Raw genomic sequence first — 16808 nt, 5'->3', positions numbered from 1 at the left:
TTCCGAATGCGACGCCTTGCTGATGCAAAAGATTATATCATTACAGCAATCCTGCTGATTCTTGCATCCGCACTGATGGTCAGCCGTCATGAGGGCGGTCTCCAAAATGCAAGAAAAGCCTCTATTGTTGTACTCAGTTATTTAGAGCAGCCGCTGTCCAATATTCGTATTTACCGGCAGGCTATCGCAACGAATACCTATCTGCAGCGTCAAAATGTTATTCTTCAGGACGAATTGAGCAGAATGCGATCTGCTGAGCAGCAAAACCAGATACTGCGCGACCTGCTAGATCTGCGCGAATCAAGCGAACTGAATCTGATACCTGTCCGTATTGTGGCAAAAGATCTCAGAGGAGTTAATAACGCGATGACGATCAATGCGGGAAGCGACGACGGCGTGAAGGTAGGTATGCCCGTCACGAACTCTGACGGCCTGATTGGACAAGTTATTGTAACAGCCGACAGCTATTCCCAGGTTCTCCCCTATGCCAATTCCATGTTCAGGGTTAGTGCGCAGATCCAGGAGTCCCGCGCTTATGGTATTGTCTCCTGGCCCGAAAATAGACACAATGAACTTACTATGATGTTTGTACCACAAACCATTCCGGTGGATTCGGGCCAGGTGGTTCAGACATCCGGAGCAAGTAACCAGTTTCCCGGTGGCATTCCAATCGGAGAGGTAATAAGGGTAGAGCCCGGCGACGGTGTTGAAACCCAGATTATTACCCTTCGGGCCTATGCTGACCTGTGGACAATGTCGGAGGGATTTGTGGTGGCATTTGAACCCGATTCAACCATACTTGAACTGGAAAATGAACAGATGGAGATGTTTTGATTCGATCAGAAAACCTGCGCATACTGCTGCTTGGCCTGGGTATGGTTCTCATACAGGTGGTCCTGTTCCGGAATCTGCAGATCTTCGGAGCGGAAGCGGATCTCATCCTCGTATACATTTTATGGATGTGTACCAGCCGTTCTAAAACGGAGAGCCTCCTTTTTGCTGCACTATTCGGATTGCTTCAGGACGGAATGACAGACCTGTGGGGACTCAACATGTTTTCAAAAACCCTGATGGTTTTTATACTACACGGCTATCTGAATCGTATTTCTGAAAACAGGTTTATTTTCTGGCAGATTTTTCTGATTGTGTTCGGAGCTGCTTTTTTTCACAATCTCGTTTTTCTGGGAGTTTCCTTCTTTACGGAAACCTACGCGACATCATATGTATTCTGGTCGCTCCTGTTTCTTAGCTCGTTCTTTACAGCCGTACTTGGAAGTTTTCTTCATCTTGTACGGGATCAATCTTAGTTACCCTGCAATACCAATACCCCATTAAGTTATCGTTAGCATTACCCTATGAGAGGCAGAAATCCCAATAATCTGAAAACATCCATACGGATACTGCAGGCCGTTGTGCTTATCGGTTGCACCGTTATGCTTGGCAGGATATTTCAGCTGCAGATTATAGATTATGAGGAGTATTCACCTCTGAGTATGCAAAATTCTCTGCGACTGGAAATGGTGCATCCTGCGCGAGGCCTGATACTTGACCGAAATGGAACCATTATGGTCGATAATCAGCCTATCTATTCCATTACCATCACACCTGCCAATTTTGAAATGGATAACGTCCCCGTCCTTGCCCGGATACTTCAAATGGATGAGGAGGTGGTAAGGCAACAAATTACCGAAGCTCAGCAGTACTCATGGCACAGAACCTCGCGTCTTTTTACTGAAGTTTCATTCGAGGTGTTCTCATCCGTTCAGGAGAACCTTTGGCAGCTGCCGGGTATCGGGCATCAGGTTGAAAGCAAACGAAATTACCCGCTTAACCTGAAAGCATCCCACATAATGGGGTATCTCCGCGAAGCCACACCGGAGGAGTACGAACAGTCGGAACATCTTCGCCTGGGAGATAAGATTGGCAAAAGCGGAATTGAGATGGTCTATGAAGATTTTCTTCGCGGTGAACTGGGTAGCGACTATGTTCGAGTTAATGCCTACGGGCAAAGCCTGGGGCCCTACAATAATGGTGAACTGAACGTTTCGCCGGTTAAAGGAGCAAATCTCGTTACCACCATTGATGCCCCCCTGCAGGAGCTTGCTGAACGGCTGATGGAGGGCAAATCGGGTGGCGTGGTTGCAATGGATCCGAATACGGGAGAAATACTATCCCTTGTAAGCTCTCCGCAATACGATGTCTCCAAACTGGCGGGGCGAACGGATCAGGACTACTGGGAGGGTATCAACTCCGATCCCATGACACCCCTCTTTAATCGTGCAATCTCCTCAAGAGAGCCTCCGGGATCCACGTTTAAGCCCTTTATGGCACTAGCCGGCCTTCACATGGGGCTGATAACTCCTGAAACCAGTATTTACAACAGCGGTGCCTATTTCAGGGGGCGTGCCTACGGTGATACCGCCGAGCCGGGAGACTATGATCTGGCTCGTGCCATCACGTTCTCAAGCAATACCTATTTCTTTTGGATGATGGACCAAATTGCAACAAACGGACACCTGAATGAATGGGCAGACCTTATACAAGATTTTGGGATTGGCCCGCGCAATCAGGTTGACCTTCCGTTTGAAGTATCCGGAATTGTGCCCGATAGCAGTTACATGAACAATAATTTCGGTGAGCGTAACTGGGGAATCGGAGATCTCATCAGCCTTGGAGTCGGACAAGGAATGGTTTCCGCTTCACCGCTTCAGATGGCGGTTGCCGTCTCATCAATTGCAAACGGAGGCTACAGGGTTCAGCCGCACGTGGTATCAGAGATACGTCAACCCGATGGCAGCATTGACTATACTGAGCCGCAACTTGAACACATAGATTGGGTACGGCCTGAATATCTCGACGTTGTCCGGGAAGGAATGCGTGGTGCAGTTACCGAAGGCAGCGGCCGCTTTTATGCCAATCTCAATGATATTGAAGTATTGGGTAAAACCGGTACAGCTCAGAATCCGCGTGGCCGCAATCACGGCTGGTTCATTGCGTACGCTCCGGCCGATAACCCGCAAATTGCCGTTGCGGTTCTTACTGAGAACTCAGGATATGGGTCCATTTCAGCCGCTCCCGTCGCCTCATTGCTGATTGAACAATATTTGACCGGACAAGTTGAGAGACAATACGTTCTAAATTACGTACTTAACTTCGTACCCCGTGATGAGGAGACGGATGATGACAGTGAGGATGAAGAAAGTGAGGTGAACGATGATTGATACACGAGAATTCAGCTGGTCGGTTCTTTTTATCTGGGCGGGGTTGTCAACAGTCGGTCTTATCGCTATTTACAGCGCAACTCAGGGCCCTGTATCAGAGTTTCTGGAGTCCTTTATCCAGGATAACTTCAGCCGTCAGCTGATGTGGATTTCGCTCTCAGTGGTTGTGCTGATTGCCATACAGTTCACTTCCCCCAGAACCTTTCAGGGCGTATCCTACCTATTCTATGGACTTTGTCTGATACTTGCGGTAATTACTATTTTTGCCGGGATCGAGGTACGTGGTGGCCGAAGCTGGCTTTCCATTTTCGGTTTAAGGCTTCAGATAAGTGAGTATATGAAGCTGGCTACCGTCCTGGCTGTTGCCAACTATCTTACACATAAGCGCAATATGAGTGTCGGCAATGTAAAAACGGCACTCACAACCGTGGCCATCATCCTGGTACCGGCTGTGCTGGTCCTCCTGCAGAATGATACGGGAACAGCACTCGTGATTGCTGCCCTGATCCCCGTCGTGCTTTTCTGGTCCGGGCTTCCCTACGGACTTTCACTTTTTATCATTTCTCCCGCATTGATCGGGTATTTTTCCATCATCAACGTATGGTTTGGAGCCATTGCCGCCCTCATTCTGATCATTGCCATCTTTCTTCTTCAAAAACAGACCTGGCTCACTGTCTCTTCCATTGTTTTGGGGATTGTTGTTGTGATCGGAACAGAAGTAGCCCTTCAGGAAATACTGCTGCCGCATCAACGGGCCAGAGTGGAAGCTTTTGTAAACCCAACGCTTGACCCTCAGGGCGCCGGATGGAACGTATTGCAGGCAAAAACTGCGATTGGCTCAGGTGGAGTGTACGGTAAAGGATTTATGGAGGGAACCCAGACTCAACTCCGTTTTCTCCCTGAACAGTGGACCGATTTTATCTATTGTGTAATCGGTGAAGAGTTCGGATTCCTGGGGGCGGGACTTGTTCTGATTCTCTATGCAGCCCTTTTTCTCAGGCTTCTGCACATGGCCGGAGCCCACAAACACCCTTTTGCTCAGCTGGTGATTGTAGGTGTAACCTTTATCTTTTTTACGCATTTCGTAGTTAATATAGGCAGTGCTACAGCCGTACTACCGATTATGGGAATTCCATTGCCGTTTGTAAGCTACGGGGGTAATGCTTTTCTGGCGAACAGTATAATGCTTGCCATTTGTCTGAATCTCCACCTCTACAAACGCTCCTTCAGTATCTACAGCTAACTCTGAGGTTCATTTTCATTGGATGCCGTTTGCATAAACTGCCTCTCTGTTCTCAGTTTAAAGGATTTTCGATGATGTTTTGTATAGCCGTGCTTTTGAAGGCCGTCAAAATGCTGCTGAGTAGGGTAACCTACATTTGTATCCCAGCCATAAACCGGATAATCCTGATGTAGATTTCGCATCAGACGATCCCTGTACACTTTGGCCAGAATCGAAGCCGCTGCAATGGATGCTGACTTGTCATCCCCTTTTACCACACACTTGTACCGGATGAGCGACGGAACAAATCGATTGCCATCTACGAGCAGATAATCGGGATTTGCCCCGGTTTCTTTAGTACATTTTACCATCGCCTGGAGTGATGCCCGAAGAATGTTGATTCGGTCTATTTCAGCGGCACTTGACTCCTGAACCGTCCAGAACTCAGATTCCTCTTTTATTTCAAGAGCCAGCTCCTCCCTCTCCTTCTCTGTAAGTGTTTTACTGTCGGCTACATCCCGGTTAAGCGAATAATCCGGGCGAATAATCACCCCTGCCGCCACAACGGGTCCGCACAGACACCCTCTGCCCACTTCATCGAGCCCCATAATCCGGCGAAAGCCTTCACTCCATAACTGTTTTTCAAACCGGTATCTGTCCATTCAGGAAAATTATTTTTCAAAATCTATCTGCCAAGATATAATTCCTTGAAGAAAAGATGAACCGTATGCAATGATTTGTTATGCTCGGATGTTAATACTATGAATTGAGAACCGGCTAACGATTCAGCTTTATGCATTTCAAATATACCGAATGGAATAAAAAACACTCCGGCCCGGATGGTAAATCCCCATTTGATACGCTCTGGGATCTGTTTCAGGAGCTATTGACCATAGCGGGAGGAGACGTCTCCCAGGCATTGCGATGGCTCAATCAGCTCGATGAGGAGTATCAGATCACGGACGGATTTGAAGAAGATTTCGGTATAGGTGATTTTATAGAAGAGATGCAGGAGCGCGGCTACATAAGATATGACGACGAGCAGCAGGTGATGGTGCCAACCGCCAAAACCGACCGAAGCATACGCAGAAAATCCCTTGAGGAAATCTTTACTCAGCTGAGTAAGGGAGGACAGGGGGAGCATAAAACCCCATTCTCAGGGAAAGGGCTTGAACGGCAACCCGAAACACGAAGTTGGAGGCCGGGCGATGACGCTTCACACATCGACAGTTCAGGAACCATGCTGAATATGCTCAAGCACAGCAGTCTGGATAAGTTTGATCTGCGTGAGGACGATCTGGAAGTCTATAATACCGATCACTACACCTCCGTATCCACTGTTCTGTTAATTGATCTGAGCCACTCCATGATTCTATATGGTGAGGACCGAATCACGCCCGCGAAGAAAGTAGCCATGGCGCTTTCAGAGCTTATCATGAACAACTATGCCAAAGACTCCCTGGATATTGTGGCGTTCGGCAATGGGGCCTGGGAAATCGAGGTTAAAGATCTGCCCTATCTTAAGGTTGGGCCTTACCATACCAATACCCTGCATGCGCTTCAAAAAGCACGTCATATTCTGCAGCGTAAAAAGTTTTCCAACAAACAGATATTCATGATTACGGATGGTAAACCTTCATGCATGCATGAAGGCGGGCGCCTTTACAAAAACAGCTTCGGGCTCGACCGAAAAATTGTGAACAAAGTGCTTGATGAAGCCGTGAAATGTAAAAGAGACCGGATTCCCATCACCACATTCATGATAGCACGCGACCCCTACCTTCAGAATTTTGTAAGAGACCTGACCGAAGCCAACAGCGGCAGGGCCTATTATTCTTCGCTTAATGACCTGGGCGGATACATTTTTGAGGATTATATCCGTAACCGAAGAAAGAATGTGAAATAACTGTACCCGGAGTCATCTGCATATTCCTAAATGAGAGCAAAATGAATGCGGTTGGAAGGGCATCGTGAATCCGGCTACAGATGTAAGAAACGTAAATCGGAACGGAAACGGCAGGTTTTAATTCGGGAAACTTCTAACATCAACCATCGTCCATCGTCCATCACCCATCGTCCATCGTCCATCACCCCTGCGCCTTAAGATCGTGAGTAACACAAGAAAAAATCTCAGCCTGAATAAAAAAAGGCAGCCATTATGACTGCCTTTTTTTAATCTTTTAAGTTGTATGCCGGTGAAACTCCACCGTAAACTGAAACTATCAGATACCCAGTTCCTGCATAACGGCATCGGTAATGTCATACTCTTCCTGAACCCTTGGGGATACATAGAGAATGATTACATCGCCGTTCGATGTGGTCTGATTCAGGACATAATCCAGCCCTCTTCTGGCTGCTACCGTATCTATCGCCTCCTGTACCTGCTGAAGAAGCGGACCCATCAGTTCAGCCTGACGCTGCTGAAGTTCCTGCTGAGCCTCGGTTTGTAATTGACGAAATTCGGTCTCGAGAGCTGTAAGCCGCTCTTCTTCCTGCTGACGTGCTGTCTCTGAAATCACTCCTACCTTTTGCTGGTACAGTTCAATTTCAGTCTGGAGTTCACGCTCCTTGGTTCCCAGTTCGTTTTGCTTTCGTTCTGCAAAGTTTTGAAGCCTTTGACGAACAGCGCTCATTTCCGGCATTCGTTCCAGAATCGCTCTGGGTTCAACAAATCCAATCGTCATATCCTGGGCCGATGCTGCCGGGGCAGCCGCCAGGGAAACAAGTGCGATAAGACTGACAAAACTGAAGATGATTGCGTTTTTCATGATAATAGATGTGTTTAAATTAGTTCTGTGTAATTAGTTGAATAACTCTTTCGGTAATATCAACACCGCGCTGCGATGAGTAGTATATAATCGGGTCACCTGTACTTGCATTTTTATTGATCACAAATTCGAGCTCCATTTCTTCAGCCACTTCATTCATGGCGTCTTCAACCCGTGTTAACAGCGGATTGATCAGTTCATTTTGCCGCTGCTGAATCTGGCGCTGTATCTGAGCCTGCAGATTGCTCAGCTCTTCCTGCTGTTCAACAAGACGCTGCTGTTGCTGCTCCTGCGCCTCTTCACTCAATTCGCCGGCTTCCGCTCTTTCGCTGAAATCCGTCAGCTCGCTGATCCAGCTCTGATATCGCTCCTGATACATGGTTTGCCTCTGCTGTATATACTCCTGCAGCTCGGCTTCTACCTGTGCCGTTTCAGGAAGTGCGTTCAGCACCTCATCCGGATTCATGATCCCAACCTTTAGCTGTCCGAATGCCAGCGCCGGCATGATCACAATAAGGGTTGTCAGTAGTATTCTTTTCATATATTCGTTTTTTAATTTAGCCGCTTAATTTAACGTTATTATTTCTCAATTACCCGCAAGCTCTATACCCAGTTCTAACATCACATCCTCCGTTAGGTTCCACTGCTGACGTACAAACAGGAAACGGGTGTCCTGTGATCGGTCGAACACAAAATCAAACTGACCGCGGTTTGCCACAAGTGTCAATGCGTCAAATATCTGCCTTTGAATGGGCTCAAGAAGCTCTTTTTGCCGTGTAAAGTATTCGCCATCCGGCCCGAACTTCTCTTCGATGTAACGATTCAGTTCGTCTCTTTTTCGGTTAATTTCTTCTAATCGTTGCTCACGAATCTCTTCAGTAAAAAGAATTTCACGCGCTTCAAATTCCGTTTCAAGCTCTTCAAGCTCTTGTTCAAGTGCTGATATCTCCATATTCCAGGTATCACTCAGATTCGAGAGTCGCTGTTCGACTCCTGAATACTCGGGCATACGTTCAAGGATCACTTCAGAGTCGATAAACCCGATTTTCTGGTCCTGAGCATAAACCGTCCCGTCGCTCATCACTGCTATGAACAGAGCCGCAGAGAGCAGCTGCAAACCTATTGAATAATATGTTTGATTACCCGGTTTCATTTGTTTAAAAAGGAGCGCCGATATTGAAGAGAAACTCCCACTCGCCCGGAGCAAGTCCCGGACCTTCATTTGAACCGGGAGTACCGTCCAGCCTGTAACCGTAGCTGAGGTCAACAAGACCCAGAATGGGCAGGAATATTCTGGCACCGAAACCGGCTGCCCGTTTCACATTGAACGGGTCAAAGCGATTCAGGTCTGAAAAAGTATTACCTGCATCGATGAATCCATACGGTATAAGCTGTATCTGTTCATTTGAAACGGCAGGATATCGCAATTCAAATGAATATTTACTGTATACGCGGCCACCTACCAGGTTCTGATTTTCATCTACGGGTGAAATCACTCCATTGAAGCCTCCCGGAAAACCTCGCATGTCGATGTTGTCGTTCAGAAAATTCTGTCTCTGCTGGATTGCTGTACCGCCGAGAAAGAATCTCTGGAAATTACTCCGATTAACATCGGTAAAATAACCCATATACCCGTATTCAGCACCCGCACTGATCACAAGTTTACCGGTAATGGTGTGGTGATGCAGATATTGTGACTTCAGTTTATAAAACTGGTTAAAGCCGGGAACAGGGAGGGCAACCTCTCCTGAGATATTGAACTTTGACCCCTGGCGAGGTGAGATGGGGTTATCGGTTGAATTTCGCTCTATTACGTGCCGTACGGTTAGCAGATCCGCCTTTCCATCCTCAAAAATTCCGCTGAAGCCCAGCACATTGAATCGGTTGAATGTCAAAACCGTCTGCTGTGAAAAGAAATCATCGGGCCAGTTGAGACGTTTTCCAAGACTTACACTCGCAGAAAAGAGTTCGTTCCGGCGATCCTGTCCGGTGTCGAAGCCCCCTCCAAAACCAAAACTTGATCGGCTGAAGTTCAGATAGTCGTATGAAAGGCTCACGCCAAACGAGGTTGGTCTTCCTCTTAACCAGGGTTCTGTAAAACTGAAATTATAGCTTTGATACCCACGACCGGTTACCTGAACTCCCAGTGAGAGTCTTTGACCATCTCCGGAAGGAATGGGATTCCAGCCACCGGGTTCAAATACTCGCTGAATGGAAAAATTATTGAAATTTACGCGGGCAGCCAGAATCACTCCAATCTGCCGGCCGCCAAAACCACCTGAAAATTCAAAATTATCGCTTCCGGCTGTTTCATCCAGCGAATAGCTGATGTCGACAGTACGCTCCTGCTGGTCAGGCACCAATTCGGGCTGGATGCCTTCCGGGCTGAAATATCCAAGCTGACCCAGTTCCCGGATTGTTCGTATGATAGCCGACCGGCTGTATGTTTGTCCCGGAACGGTACGTAATGTACGCCGTACCACATCATCGTGGGTTTTGGTATTTCCTGAAAATGACACTTCGCGTATGGTCGCAATTTCATCTTCCACAATCTCAAAATAGAGATCGACAGAATCCTCAGCGACCACCCGTACGTCATCAAAAACCTGGAAAAACAGGTAGCCCACATTGTTGTAAAGGCTGGTTATATCCGTTTCGTCTTGCTTGTACTCCAGGTTTTCACTGAACTTGGATTCATTGAACACATCCCCCGGCTGAAAACCGAATGCAAGTGTAAGCTGCTCGTCCGTGTAAACGGTATTGCCCTCCCATTCAATATCGCGGATGAAATACTGCGGACCTTCCTCAATTTCAATGTCAAAAAATACACCGTCTTTGCTGCGCCGCCAGTTATCTACATACACGGAGTCATCAACGGCCCGTACATCACGATATCCACGGTCACGATAATATTGAAGCACATTGTTAATTCCTTCCTCGTAATCATCGCGGGTAAACACATGCCGTTTGAAAATTCTGTACCAGCGATCCTGCTTGATAGTTGAGAACTCTTTGCGCAATCTTCGGTCGCTGAATTCTTCGTTGCCTTCAAAATTGATTTCACGCACTTTGATTCGCTCCCCGGGATCGATTCGGAAGGTAAGGGTCATCCGGTTACGCTCTTCGTCCGTAATCTCTTCATTAATTTCTACCTCGGTTCCCCAGTATCCTTTTTCTCGATAATACCGGTTGATGGTGTTGAGTGCCTGTGACCGCACAGCCCGGGTTACCGCAAAACCTGTCAGTAAATTCAGCTGCTCACGCAGTTCACGGCGCTGGGATCTTTTCACTCCCGTTATTTCATATCGCTGCAGACGTGGTTCTTCCTCAACTCGAATATCGATATTCACACCGCCGGTCACTCTCTCATAAGCGATTTCCACATCCGAAAAAATTCCGGAGCGGTAGAGCTGGCGAATAGCATTTGCAATTTCCTCACCCGGTATGGTTATCCGTTCACCGACCCTCAGACCGCTGCTGCTGATCACGAAACTTTCCCGGGCGGTAACCAGTCCCGTAACGGTGATTTCACGAATTTCAAACTCAAGGGGAGTAAGCTGCGAGGGATCCTCAATCCGTACCTGACCGGTATCCTGTGCGGCAGCGTTCTGAAGTGAAAAAATTCCCGTTAATAATGTCAGGCAGAATAAGAGAAGCTTATGTTTCGACACGTGGTAAATTCTTACTGCTGTTTAGGATAAAATTTTGTTAATAACTGATGCGGACACCTTTTTCGTATACCCCTTTTTCACTTTACCAAAACGGCGTTCCCGCTTTTGATACGATTGGATGGCTTTATAAAGCTCATCTCTTCTGAAATCCGGCCAGTATGTTTGTGTGATATAAAGCTCGGAGTAGGCCAGCTGCCACAGTAAAAAATTGGAAATCCGATATTCGCCGCTGGTTCTGATGATCAAATCAGGATCCGGAACCTTACCGGTAGAAAGACGCGTACTGATCATATCATCGTCAATGTTTTCAGGATCTATCTTACCGTCCTTCACATCCTTCGCGAGTTTTTTTACGGCTTCGGTAATATCCCACCGGCCTGAATAGCTCAATGCAAGACAAAGTTCCAGTCGATCATTCTCTTTCGTCAGCTCTTTAACTTCTTCCAGTTTGTTGCGGCAACTCGATGGGAGTCTGTCGATCTGGCCAATAGATACCAGTCGAATATTGTTCTTATGCAGTCGATTTGCCTCATTCTGAAGAGAATGAACCAGCAATTTCATGAGGCCGTTTATCTCGGAAGAGGGACGGTTCCAGTTCTCTGTAGAGAACGCATAAAGCGTTAAATGACTTACGCCGAGCTGTGCACACGCTTCTGTGATATCACGAACCGACTCCACGCCTTCTTTGTGGCCAAACAACCTGATATTGCCTTTATCCTGCGCCCACCTTCCGTTCCCGTCCATGATAATCGCAATATGGCTGGGAATTGAACCTGCAGTTTTAACCTCCTCCTGAAGATGTTTGTCTTCTTCGGACTGTTTTTTATCGGTTAATGAAAGTGGTTCCAAAGCCATGATTTAATGGGGTTATTCAAGCCTTGAAAGTTAGCGTATAATCGCTAAGCATTCAAACACTATTTAGGAGCCTGATTCTTTTACTGCGCGTTGCAGCTCAATCATTTCACAGGCAGACAACGCTGCCTCTGCACCTTTATTACCTTTATGGATACCTGCCCTCTCTACTGCCTGTTCCACCGTGTCTGTGGTGAGAACACCAAACGCTACAGGTTTACCGGATTCAAGATTCAGGTCGGTTATACCCCTTGTTACGGCATCGCACACATAGTCGAAGTGCGGAGTTCCGCCACGTATCACCGCACCAATTGCTACGACACCGTCTGTATCAAGTTCATCCAGACAATATTTACATGCAAGCGGCAGTTCGAAAGAACCCGGACAGCGAAGCTGATAAATTTGTTTGTCGGGAATACCTTTACCCTTTAGTGCATCTACGGCACCTTTCAGCATTTCATCAGTAATAAAAGAGTTCCATCTTGCCGCTACAACTGCAATACGGACGGTTTTCCAGTCTATCGTGTCTGACTTGGTTACTACCGGCATGTTTTAGCTTTTTTGTTCTGTTTTTCTGCGTTGTGCAAGCCGCTTCATAGAGGCCAGATGCTTATCCCCCAAGGTAACAATCCCAAAATAGGGATCATATTCTGATTTCCTTTTCCCATGAAAATCACTGCCGCCGGTAATGAGAAGGTGCCTCGACTCCGCCATTTTAGTAAAGCTGCGCTGCAGATTAAAGTTATGACTGGGATGAATGCATTCAATTCCGTCTATTCCAAATTCCAGAAGTGTATTGATCTCTTTCTGGCTGTATAATGGACCGGGGTGTGCAAGTGAGAGGACTCCATGAGCTTCTTTCACAATCTTAACCACCTCTTCAACAGTTGCGTAATCGGTTCTGATTCCCTTAAGCTTTTCCGAGGAAAGATAACGGATGAAAGCCTCTGCCACAGACGCAACATACCCTTTGCTGATCAGAACTGAAGCAGCATGTGGCCGCCCCGGACTTCCAGTTCCTGACTCTGCCCTGACTTCATCCAGTGAGATATCAAGGCCCTGTCCTCGCAGAACCTCTACAATATCCCTCATTCGTTTTATCCTGGCCAGCCGCTGTCTTTTCAGAAGTGCAAGCAGTTTTGGATTTTCCGTGTCAAAAAGATATGCCAGAATATGCACCTCCCGCTTGTTCCAAAGGGCCGTAATTTCAATTCCGGGGATCAGCTCAATACCTGCTTCATTGGCGGCCGGACGCGCTTTTTTATAGCCGTTGATCGTATCATGATCCGTTATGGAAATGGCTTTGAGCCCCTTTTTTTTGGCTCGTTCGATCAGCTGTTCGGCCGATAGTGCACCATCGGACTCTTTCGTGTGAGTATGTAGGTCAGATTTGCCCAAAATTATGGAATCAGGGTCGAGCGATAGTCGGCCGGGCTGGATAGAATCTCAATTGCATTCGTAATCAGATAATCATATTTAAGCATTTCGGACAGGCGGTCCTCACCGCTTAACGTTTGTGAGATCCATTCAGCCCTCAGTTCACTCTCGATAAGCTCGCGGCTGTCGTAGATCATAGATATTTTTTGATCACGAAGCAGGGCCCGTAACTCTTCTATGTATTCACGTGCATCATCCTGGTTGGAGAACTGGGTGATATTCGACGTCAATGATTCCAGGTAACGGTCTGCAGATGTATCGAATGTAAAACCCCGCTGCTGCAAGTAGTTTGAGAATTGATTGTAGAAATCCTCCGGATACTCAGGTCTCTCCCCGCGATTTTCTGAAGTGAGATATTCGTTAACAAAAAAGAAAAAGTGGTTTTCGCTCTCCAGGGCCGTTTCAAGCAGTTCATTGCCCTCACGTTCAAGAGTTACGTCGGGTTCAATTCCCATACCGTCATAAACGGTTCGTCCGTTTTTTGTACGAAATGCTCTGCGTAGTGAGTCCGGAATAGCTGATCCGTCCGTACCGGGATCCCTGTAATCAACAGCCTGAATGCCCCTTCCGCTGGGCGTGTAGTACTCGGATACCGTAATTTTGATGGATGTATTGTATGAAAGAGGCCGAACCTCCTGAACAAGCCCTTTACCGAAGCTGTTTTCTCCCAGTATTACAGCCCGGTCCAGATCCTGCAATGCGCCAGCAACCACTTCCGATGCGCTTGCACTTCCGTTATTGATCAGCACAACCAATGGAAGATTTTCAAACAGGGCGGGTTCCTGACTGGTGTACACTGCACTTCGGCTGTCATACCGTCCGCGCGTCTCAACCACGCTTACGCCCGGCTCTATAAATTTGTCAACAACCTCTACAGCTTCATTCAGCAGTCCGCCGGGATTATTCCTGAGATCCAGAATCAGTCCGTTCAGTTCGTTCTCTTCTTCAAGCTCAATCAGACTGCCGCGCAGTTCTTCAGCCGTTCGCTGGCCGAATCGGGAAATTTTAATGTATCCAATTTGATTTCTGTCACCTGTAAGCCCTGCATACGTGATATTCCGGACTTCAATCCGCTCACGCTCCATCGTTACGGTGATCTGCTGATCAATTGACGGACGCCTTACAGTCATCTCGATTGTGGTTCCCGGATCACCAATGGTCAGATTCTGAACTTCATCCGGAGTGAAACCTGTGACCGAACTTCCGTTTACAGCTTCAATCACATCCCCGGGCTGCAGACCTGCACGTTCAGCGGGATACCCCTCAAGCGGCGCAATGATAACCACTTGATCGCCTCTGAATCCGGCTTCAATACCGATTCCTCCGTACACACCGGAGGAAAGGATTTCAAGCTGCTGCAGTTCACCCTCGTCAATGAATACCGTATAAGGATCAAGCCCGCCGAGCATACCCTGAAGCCCGAGGCGGGTAAGGGTTTCAGGTTCAACCTCGTCTACATAGCTTGTGGCAACGGCTTTAAACACATCACTGTAGATGGTAAGCTGCTTCTTAATGCGAAAAAAGAGATCGCTCTGGGCGAAGGCTGTCAAAAACAGAATAACAAGAGCTGCTGATACAGCCGGAACGAATTTTGAAACAGCTTTCATGAAAAGTTTTTATCTGCGGCGAATCGTAAGAGTCTGGCCTGCATAAATCGTGGTTCCTCTCAGGTTATTGTCACGCTGGATATCTGCAACACTAACGCCATGACGGCTGGCAATGTTGCTCAGAGTATCATTTCTACGCACAGTATATCTGATGGAATCGCCCGACCCTGAACCGGAACCCGCACCGTCAAATCTGAGTGCATAGATATTTTCGCCTGAACGCTGTCTTCTTTCCAGTTCCTGCTTTTGTGCAAACGTGAGATCTTCAACCTGGGAGAAAAACTCCACACGATTGTTGGATACGTATACCGTAAGCCGTTGTCCTACGCGAATGGTGTTGGTTACATTGTTCCAGGCCCTGATTTGCCATGCCCGTACATCAAACCACTCGGCTATGTGCCCGATTGTGTCTCCGCTTTTAACTGTGTAGGTCATTCCTGTAGTATTTGCAGGAGCCTGAACCTGAGGCCTCCTCTGTGACTGACTCCGTGATGAGCCGCGGTTGGACGGCCTGTCTGCAGCAATCTGCTCCCTGGATCCCGGAGCAACGGGCACCACAATGGTTTGTCCCGGGTAGATCGTACTGCTAAGTCCGTCGTTTGAATCAAATAATGCTCGGACTGAGGTTCCGTAACGCCGTGCTATGTAGCCAAGGGTTTCTCCCCTGCTTACCGTATGCATTGCCACTTCGGAAGCACGGTTTTCCTTTGGAATTTCCTGATACGCAATCAGGAAATCTTCCTTCACTCCAACCGGCAGCTTTAACGGGTATTTGCCGCCTGGTGGCGTTGCCCATCGCAGCAGTTCAGGGTTCATGTCCCTCAATTCCCTGATAGAAATACCGGCCGCATCAGCAAGATCTTCAAGCGGCATAAGTCCGTCCACTTCCGTTACCTCATATGTATAAGGTTCAACACCTGAGGGCTTATCAAAACCAAACTCTTCAGGATTCATTGCAATCATGGTCGCTGCAATATAACCGGGTACATACCCCCTGGTTTCACGCGGCAGATACGGATATGCGGCCCAATAGTCCTCAACTCCGCCTGCGGCTCTGATTGCCCTTCGCAGTCCCCTTGGACTCAGATTGTAATTGGCGAGTGCCAGGTGCCAGTCGCCCCAAATGTCGTACAGATCGCCCAGATGCTGTGCCGCAGCCCTTGTGGCTTTTATTGGATCTCTTCGCTCATCGATCCACCAGTTTACTTCCAGGCCATATACTGCACCGGTAGCACGTATAAATTGCCATAGTCCTACGGCAGACGCCCAGCTTCTGGCAGTTGGAACCAGTCCACTCTCAATCATTGACAGGTGGATAAGCTCGGTGGGCACACCTTCATCCTCAAAGATTTCACGCATCATGGGGAAGTAGTGCTCGGATCTCTCCAGCCAGCGCTCCATCACATCGGGCCGGCGAAGTGTATAGTACATGAGATGGCGATTTACATGCTGATTCTGAATCAGAGGCACTTCAAGCTGATTGATTGTCAGGTTCTCCGGTAAAACATAACCCTCTGTGATCCAGTCATCATTGTCCGAAAAAAGTTCTTCCCTGATTTCAAAAATGTCACCCTCAGTCTCGGTTCTCGATTCCGTAATGCCGTAAAACTCACTGTGTTCAGCCATCACGGACCTGTAAAGTTCTGCAAACCGCCGATTGCCCTGAAGTTCAGGATAGTCATCCATCATGCCCTGAATGGATGCAAAAGCCTCGTTGATATACTCTTCAGCCTGAACCAAATCTCCCTGAATCTGGGCATCAATGGCAAGTACGTGCAAACGATAGGTATCCGAAATTCTTCTCAGCAGCTCTTTATCGATATCATCGGGCAGCGACCTCTCCTCCTGTATCTGTGCATCTTCCTTCGATTCAGTTAACGGGTTGGCGTATGGCAGCAGCTTTACAGGTACAACGGTTCTGGTCTGCTGGCTGCTCGACTGAGCCGAGAGTGCCTGAAATGATAAGCAGAAGAAAATAATAAGGATAGCGGGTTTCATATGATTCTCTGTTGTTTTTGTAGGGAGAACAA

The 16808-nt window shown here is 47.7% G+C and carries 15 protein-coding genes; 5 read left to right on the top strand and 10 right to left on the bottom strand.

The annotated features are described in order from the left end of the window. The first annotated feature begins 6 nt into the window (after positions 1-6). Genes mreC through DDZ15_RS15645 form a run of 4 tightly spaced genes read left to right on the top strand, consistent with a single transcriptional unit; the run spans position 7 to position 4464 of the window. On the top strand, positions 7-834 hold the full coding sequence (gene mreC, locus DDZ15_RS15660) for a rod shape-determining protein MreC (protein ID WP_242979069.1): 828 nt from the start codon (positions 7-9) through the stop codon (positions 832-834). Beyond that, the gene (gene mreD, locus DDZ15_RS15655) at positions 831-1307 is read left to right on the top strand and encodes a rod shape-determining protein MreD (protein ID WP_109648068.1); all 477 of its coding nucleotides are present in this window, start codon (positions 831-833) and stop codon (positions 1305-1307) included. The genes mreC and mreD overlap by 4 nt, the downstream gene beginning before the upstream one ends. Before the next feature lie 48 nt (positions 1308-1355). Beyond that, a complete protein-coding gene (gene mrdA, locus DDZ15_RS15650) occupies positions 1356-3221 on the top strand; it encodes a penicillin-binding protein 2 (RefSeq protein WP_109648067.1) in 1866 nt (621 codons plus the stop codon). Beyond that, complete coding sequence (locus DDZ15_RS15645; protein WP_109648066.1) at positions 3214-4464, top strand: FtsW/RodA/SpoVE family cell cycle protein; 1251 nt, start codon at positions 3214-3216, stop codon at positions 4462-4464. The genes mrdA and DDZ15_RS15645 overlap by 8 nt, the downstream gene beginning before the upstream one ends. Here the strand turns inward: DDZ15_RS15645 and DDZ15_RS15640 are convergent. Beyond that, on the bottom strand, positions 4461-5105 hold the full coding sequence (locus DDZ15_RS15640) for a ribonuclease HII (RefSeq protein WP_109648065.1): 645 nt from the start codon (positions 5103-5105) through the stop codon (positions 4461-4463). The genes DDZ15_RS15645 and DDZ15_RS15640 overlap by 4 nt on opposite strands. Positions 5106-5236: 131 nt before the next feature. On the opposite strand from DDZ15_RS15640, the gene DDZ15_RS15635 reads away from it, so the two are divergent. Beyond that, positions 5237-6349, top strand: a complete 1113-nt coding sequence (locus DDZ15_RS15635; protein ID WP_109648064.1) for a vWA domain-containing protein — start codon at positions 5237-5239, stop codon at positions 6347-6349. Between the two features lie 316 nt (positions 6350-6665). Here DDZ15_RS15635 and DDZ15_RS15630 read toward each other — a convergent pair whose 3' ends face one another. The 9 genes from DDZ15_RS15630 to DDZ15_RS15590 form a co-directional block, all read right to left on the bottom strand. After that, positions 6666-7211 carry an OmpH/Skp family outer membrane protein gene (locus DDZ15_RS15630; RefSeq protein WP_109648063.1) on the bottom strand — a complete coding sequence of 182 codons (546 nt, stop codon included), beginning with the start codon at positions 7209-7211 and terminating at the stop codon, positions 6666-6668. Positions 7212-7230: 19 nt separating this feature from the next. Beyond that, a complete protein-coding gene (locus tag DDZ15_RS15625) occupies positions 7231-7752 on the bottom strand; it encodes an OmpH/Skp family outer membrane protein (RefSeq protein ID WP_109648062.1) in 522 nt (173 codons plus the stop codon). A gap of 45 nt (positions 7753-7797) precedes the next feature. Next, positions 7798-8364, bottom strand: coding sequence for an OmpH/Skp family outer membrane protein (locus DDZ15_RS15620; protein WP_242979068.1), 567 nt, complete (start codon positions 8362-8364; stop codon positions 7798-7800). Between the two features lie 4 nt (positions 8365-8368). After that, positions 8369-10882 (bottom strand): outer membrane protein assembly factor BamA, encoded by a 2514-nt coding sequence (bamA, locus tag DDZ15_RS15615; protein ID WP_158278744.1) that lies wholly within the window; start codon positions 10880-10882, stop codon positions 8369-8371. Positions 10883-10903: 21 nt separating this feature from the next. Continuing rightward, the gene (locus DDZ15_RS15610) at positions 10904-11737 is read right to left on the bottom strand and encodes an isoprenyl transferase (RefSeq protein ID WP_146198619.1); all 834 of its coding nucleotides are present in this window, start codon (positions 11735-11737) and stop codon (positions 10904-10906) included. Between the two features lie 63 nt (positions 11738-11800). After that, positions 11801-12283, bottom strand: a complete 483-nt coding sequence (ribH, locus tag DDZ15_RS15605; RefSeq protein WP_109648060.1) for a 6,7-dimethyl-8-ribityllumazine synthase — start codon at positions 12281-12283, stop codon at positions 11801-11803. Positions 12284-12286: 3 nt separating this feature from the next. Next, positions 12287-13132: a PHP domain-containing protein gene (locus tag DDZ15_RS15600; RefSeq protein ID WP_242979067.1), complete on the bottom strand. Its 846-nt coding sequence runs from the start codon at positions 13130-13132 to the stop codon at positions 12287-12289. A 2-nt stretch (positions 13133-13134) separates the two neighbouring features. Beyond that, complete coding sequence (locus tag DDZ15_RS15595) at positions 13135-14778, bottom strand: S41 family peptidase (RefSeq protein WP_109648058.1); 1644 nt, start codon at positions 14776-14778, stop codon at positions 13135-13137. A 9-nt stretch (positions 14779-14787) separates the two neighbouring features. Beyond that, complete coding sequence (locus DDZ15_RS15590; RefSeq protein ID WP_109648057.1) at positions 14788-16776, bottom strand: LysM peptidoglycan-binding domain-containing protein; 1989 nt, start codon at positions 16774-16776, stop codon at positions 14788-14790. Positions 16777-16808: the final 32 nt, after the last annotated feature.

The sequence above is a fragment of the Rhodohalobacter mucosus genome, from assembly GCF_003150675.1.
Taxonomy (GTDB): Bacteria; Bacteroidota; Rhodothermia; order Balneolales; family Balneolaceae; genus Rhodohalobacter; species Rhodohalobacter mucosus.
The sequence above is the reverse complement of the archived record's forward strand: the minus strand, read 5'-3'. Positions and strand labels throughout refer to the sequence as shown.

Bases quoted from the DNA above. Each gene is read 5' to 3' on its own strand.
- mrdA (WP_109648067.1), top strand. From the start codon at position 1,356: ATGAGAGGCAGAAATCCCAATAATCTGAAAACATCCATACGGATACTG.
- mreC (WP_242979069.1), top strand. From the start codon at position 7: ATGCGACGCCTTGCTGATGCAAAAGATTATATCATTACAGCAATCCTG.
- DDZ15_RS15625 (WP_109648062.1), bottom strand. From the start codon at position 7,752: ATGAAAAGAATACTACTGACAACCCTTATTGTGATCATGCCGGCGCTG.
- DDZ15_RS15645 (WP_109648066.1), top strand. From the start codon at position 3,214: ATGATTGATACACGAGAATTCAGCTGGTCGGTTCTTTTTATCTGGGCG.
- DDZ15_RS15640 (WP_109648065.1), bottom strand. From the start codon at position 5,105: ATGGACAGATACCGGTTTGAAAAACAGTTATGGAGTGAAGGCTTTCGC.
- DDZ15_RS15630 (WP_109648063.1), bottom strand. From the start codon at position 7,211: ATGAAAAACGCAATCATCTTCAGTTTTGTCAGTCTTATCGCACTTGTT.
- DDZ15_RS15610 (WP_146198619.1), bottom strand. From the start codon at position 11,737: ATGGCTTTGGAACCACTTTCATTAACCGATAAAAAACAGTCCGAAGAA.
- DDZ15_RS15620 (WP_242979068.1), bottom strand. From the start codon at position 8,364: ATGAAACCGGGTAATCAAACATATTATTCAATAGGTTTGCAGCTGCTC.
- DDZ15_RS15595 (WP_109648058.1), bottom strand. From the start codon at position 14,778: ATGAAAGCTGTTTCAAAATTCGTTCCGGCTGTATCAGCAGCTCTTGTT.
- ribH (WP_109648060.1), bottom strand. From the start codon at position 12,283: ATGCCGGTAGTAACCAAGTCAGACACGATAGACTGGAAAACCGTCCGT.
- DDZ15_RS15635 (WP_109648064.1), top strand. From the start codon at position 5,237: ATGCATTTCAAATATACCGAATGGAATAAAAAACACTCCGGCCCGGAT.
- DDZ15_RS15590 (WP_109648057.1), bottom strand. From the start codon at position 16,776: ATGAAACCCGCTATCCTTATTATTTTCTTCTGCTTATCATTTCAGGCA.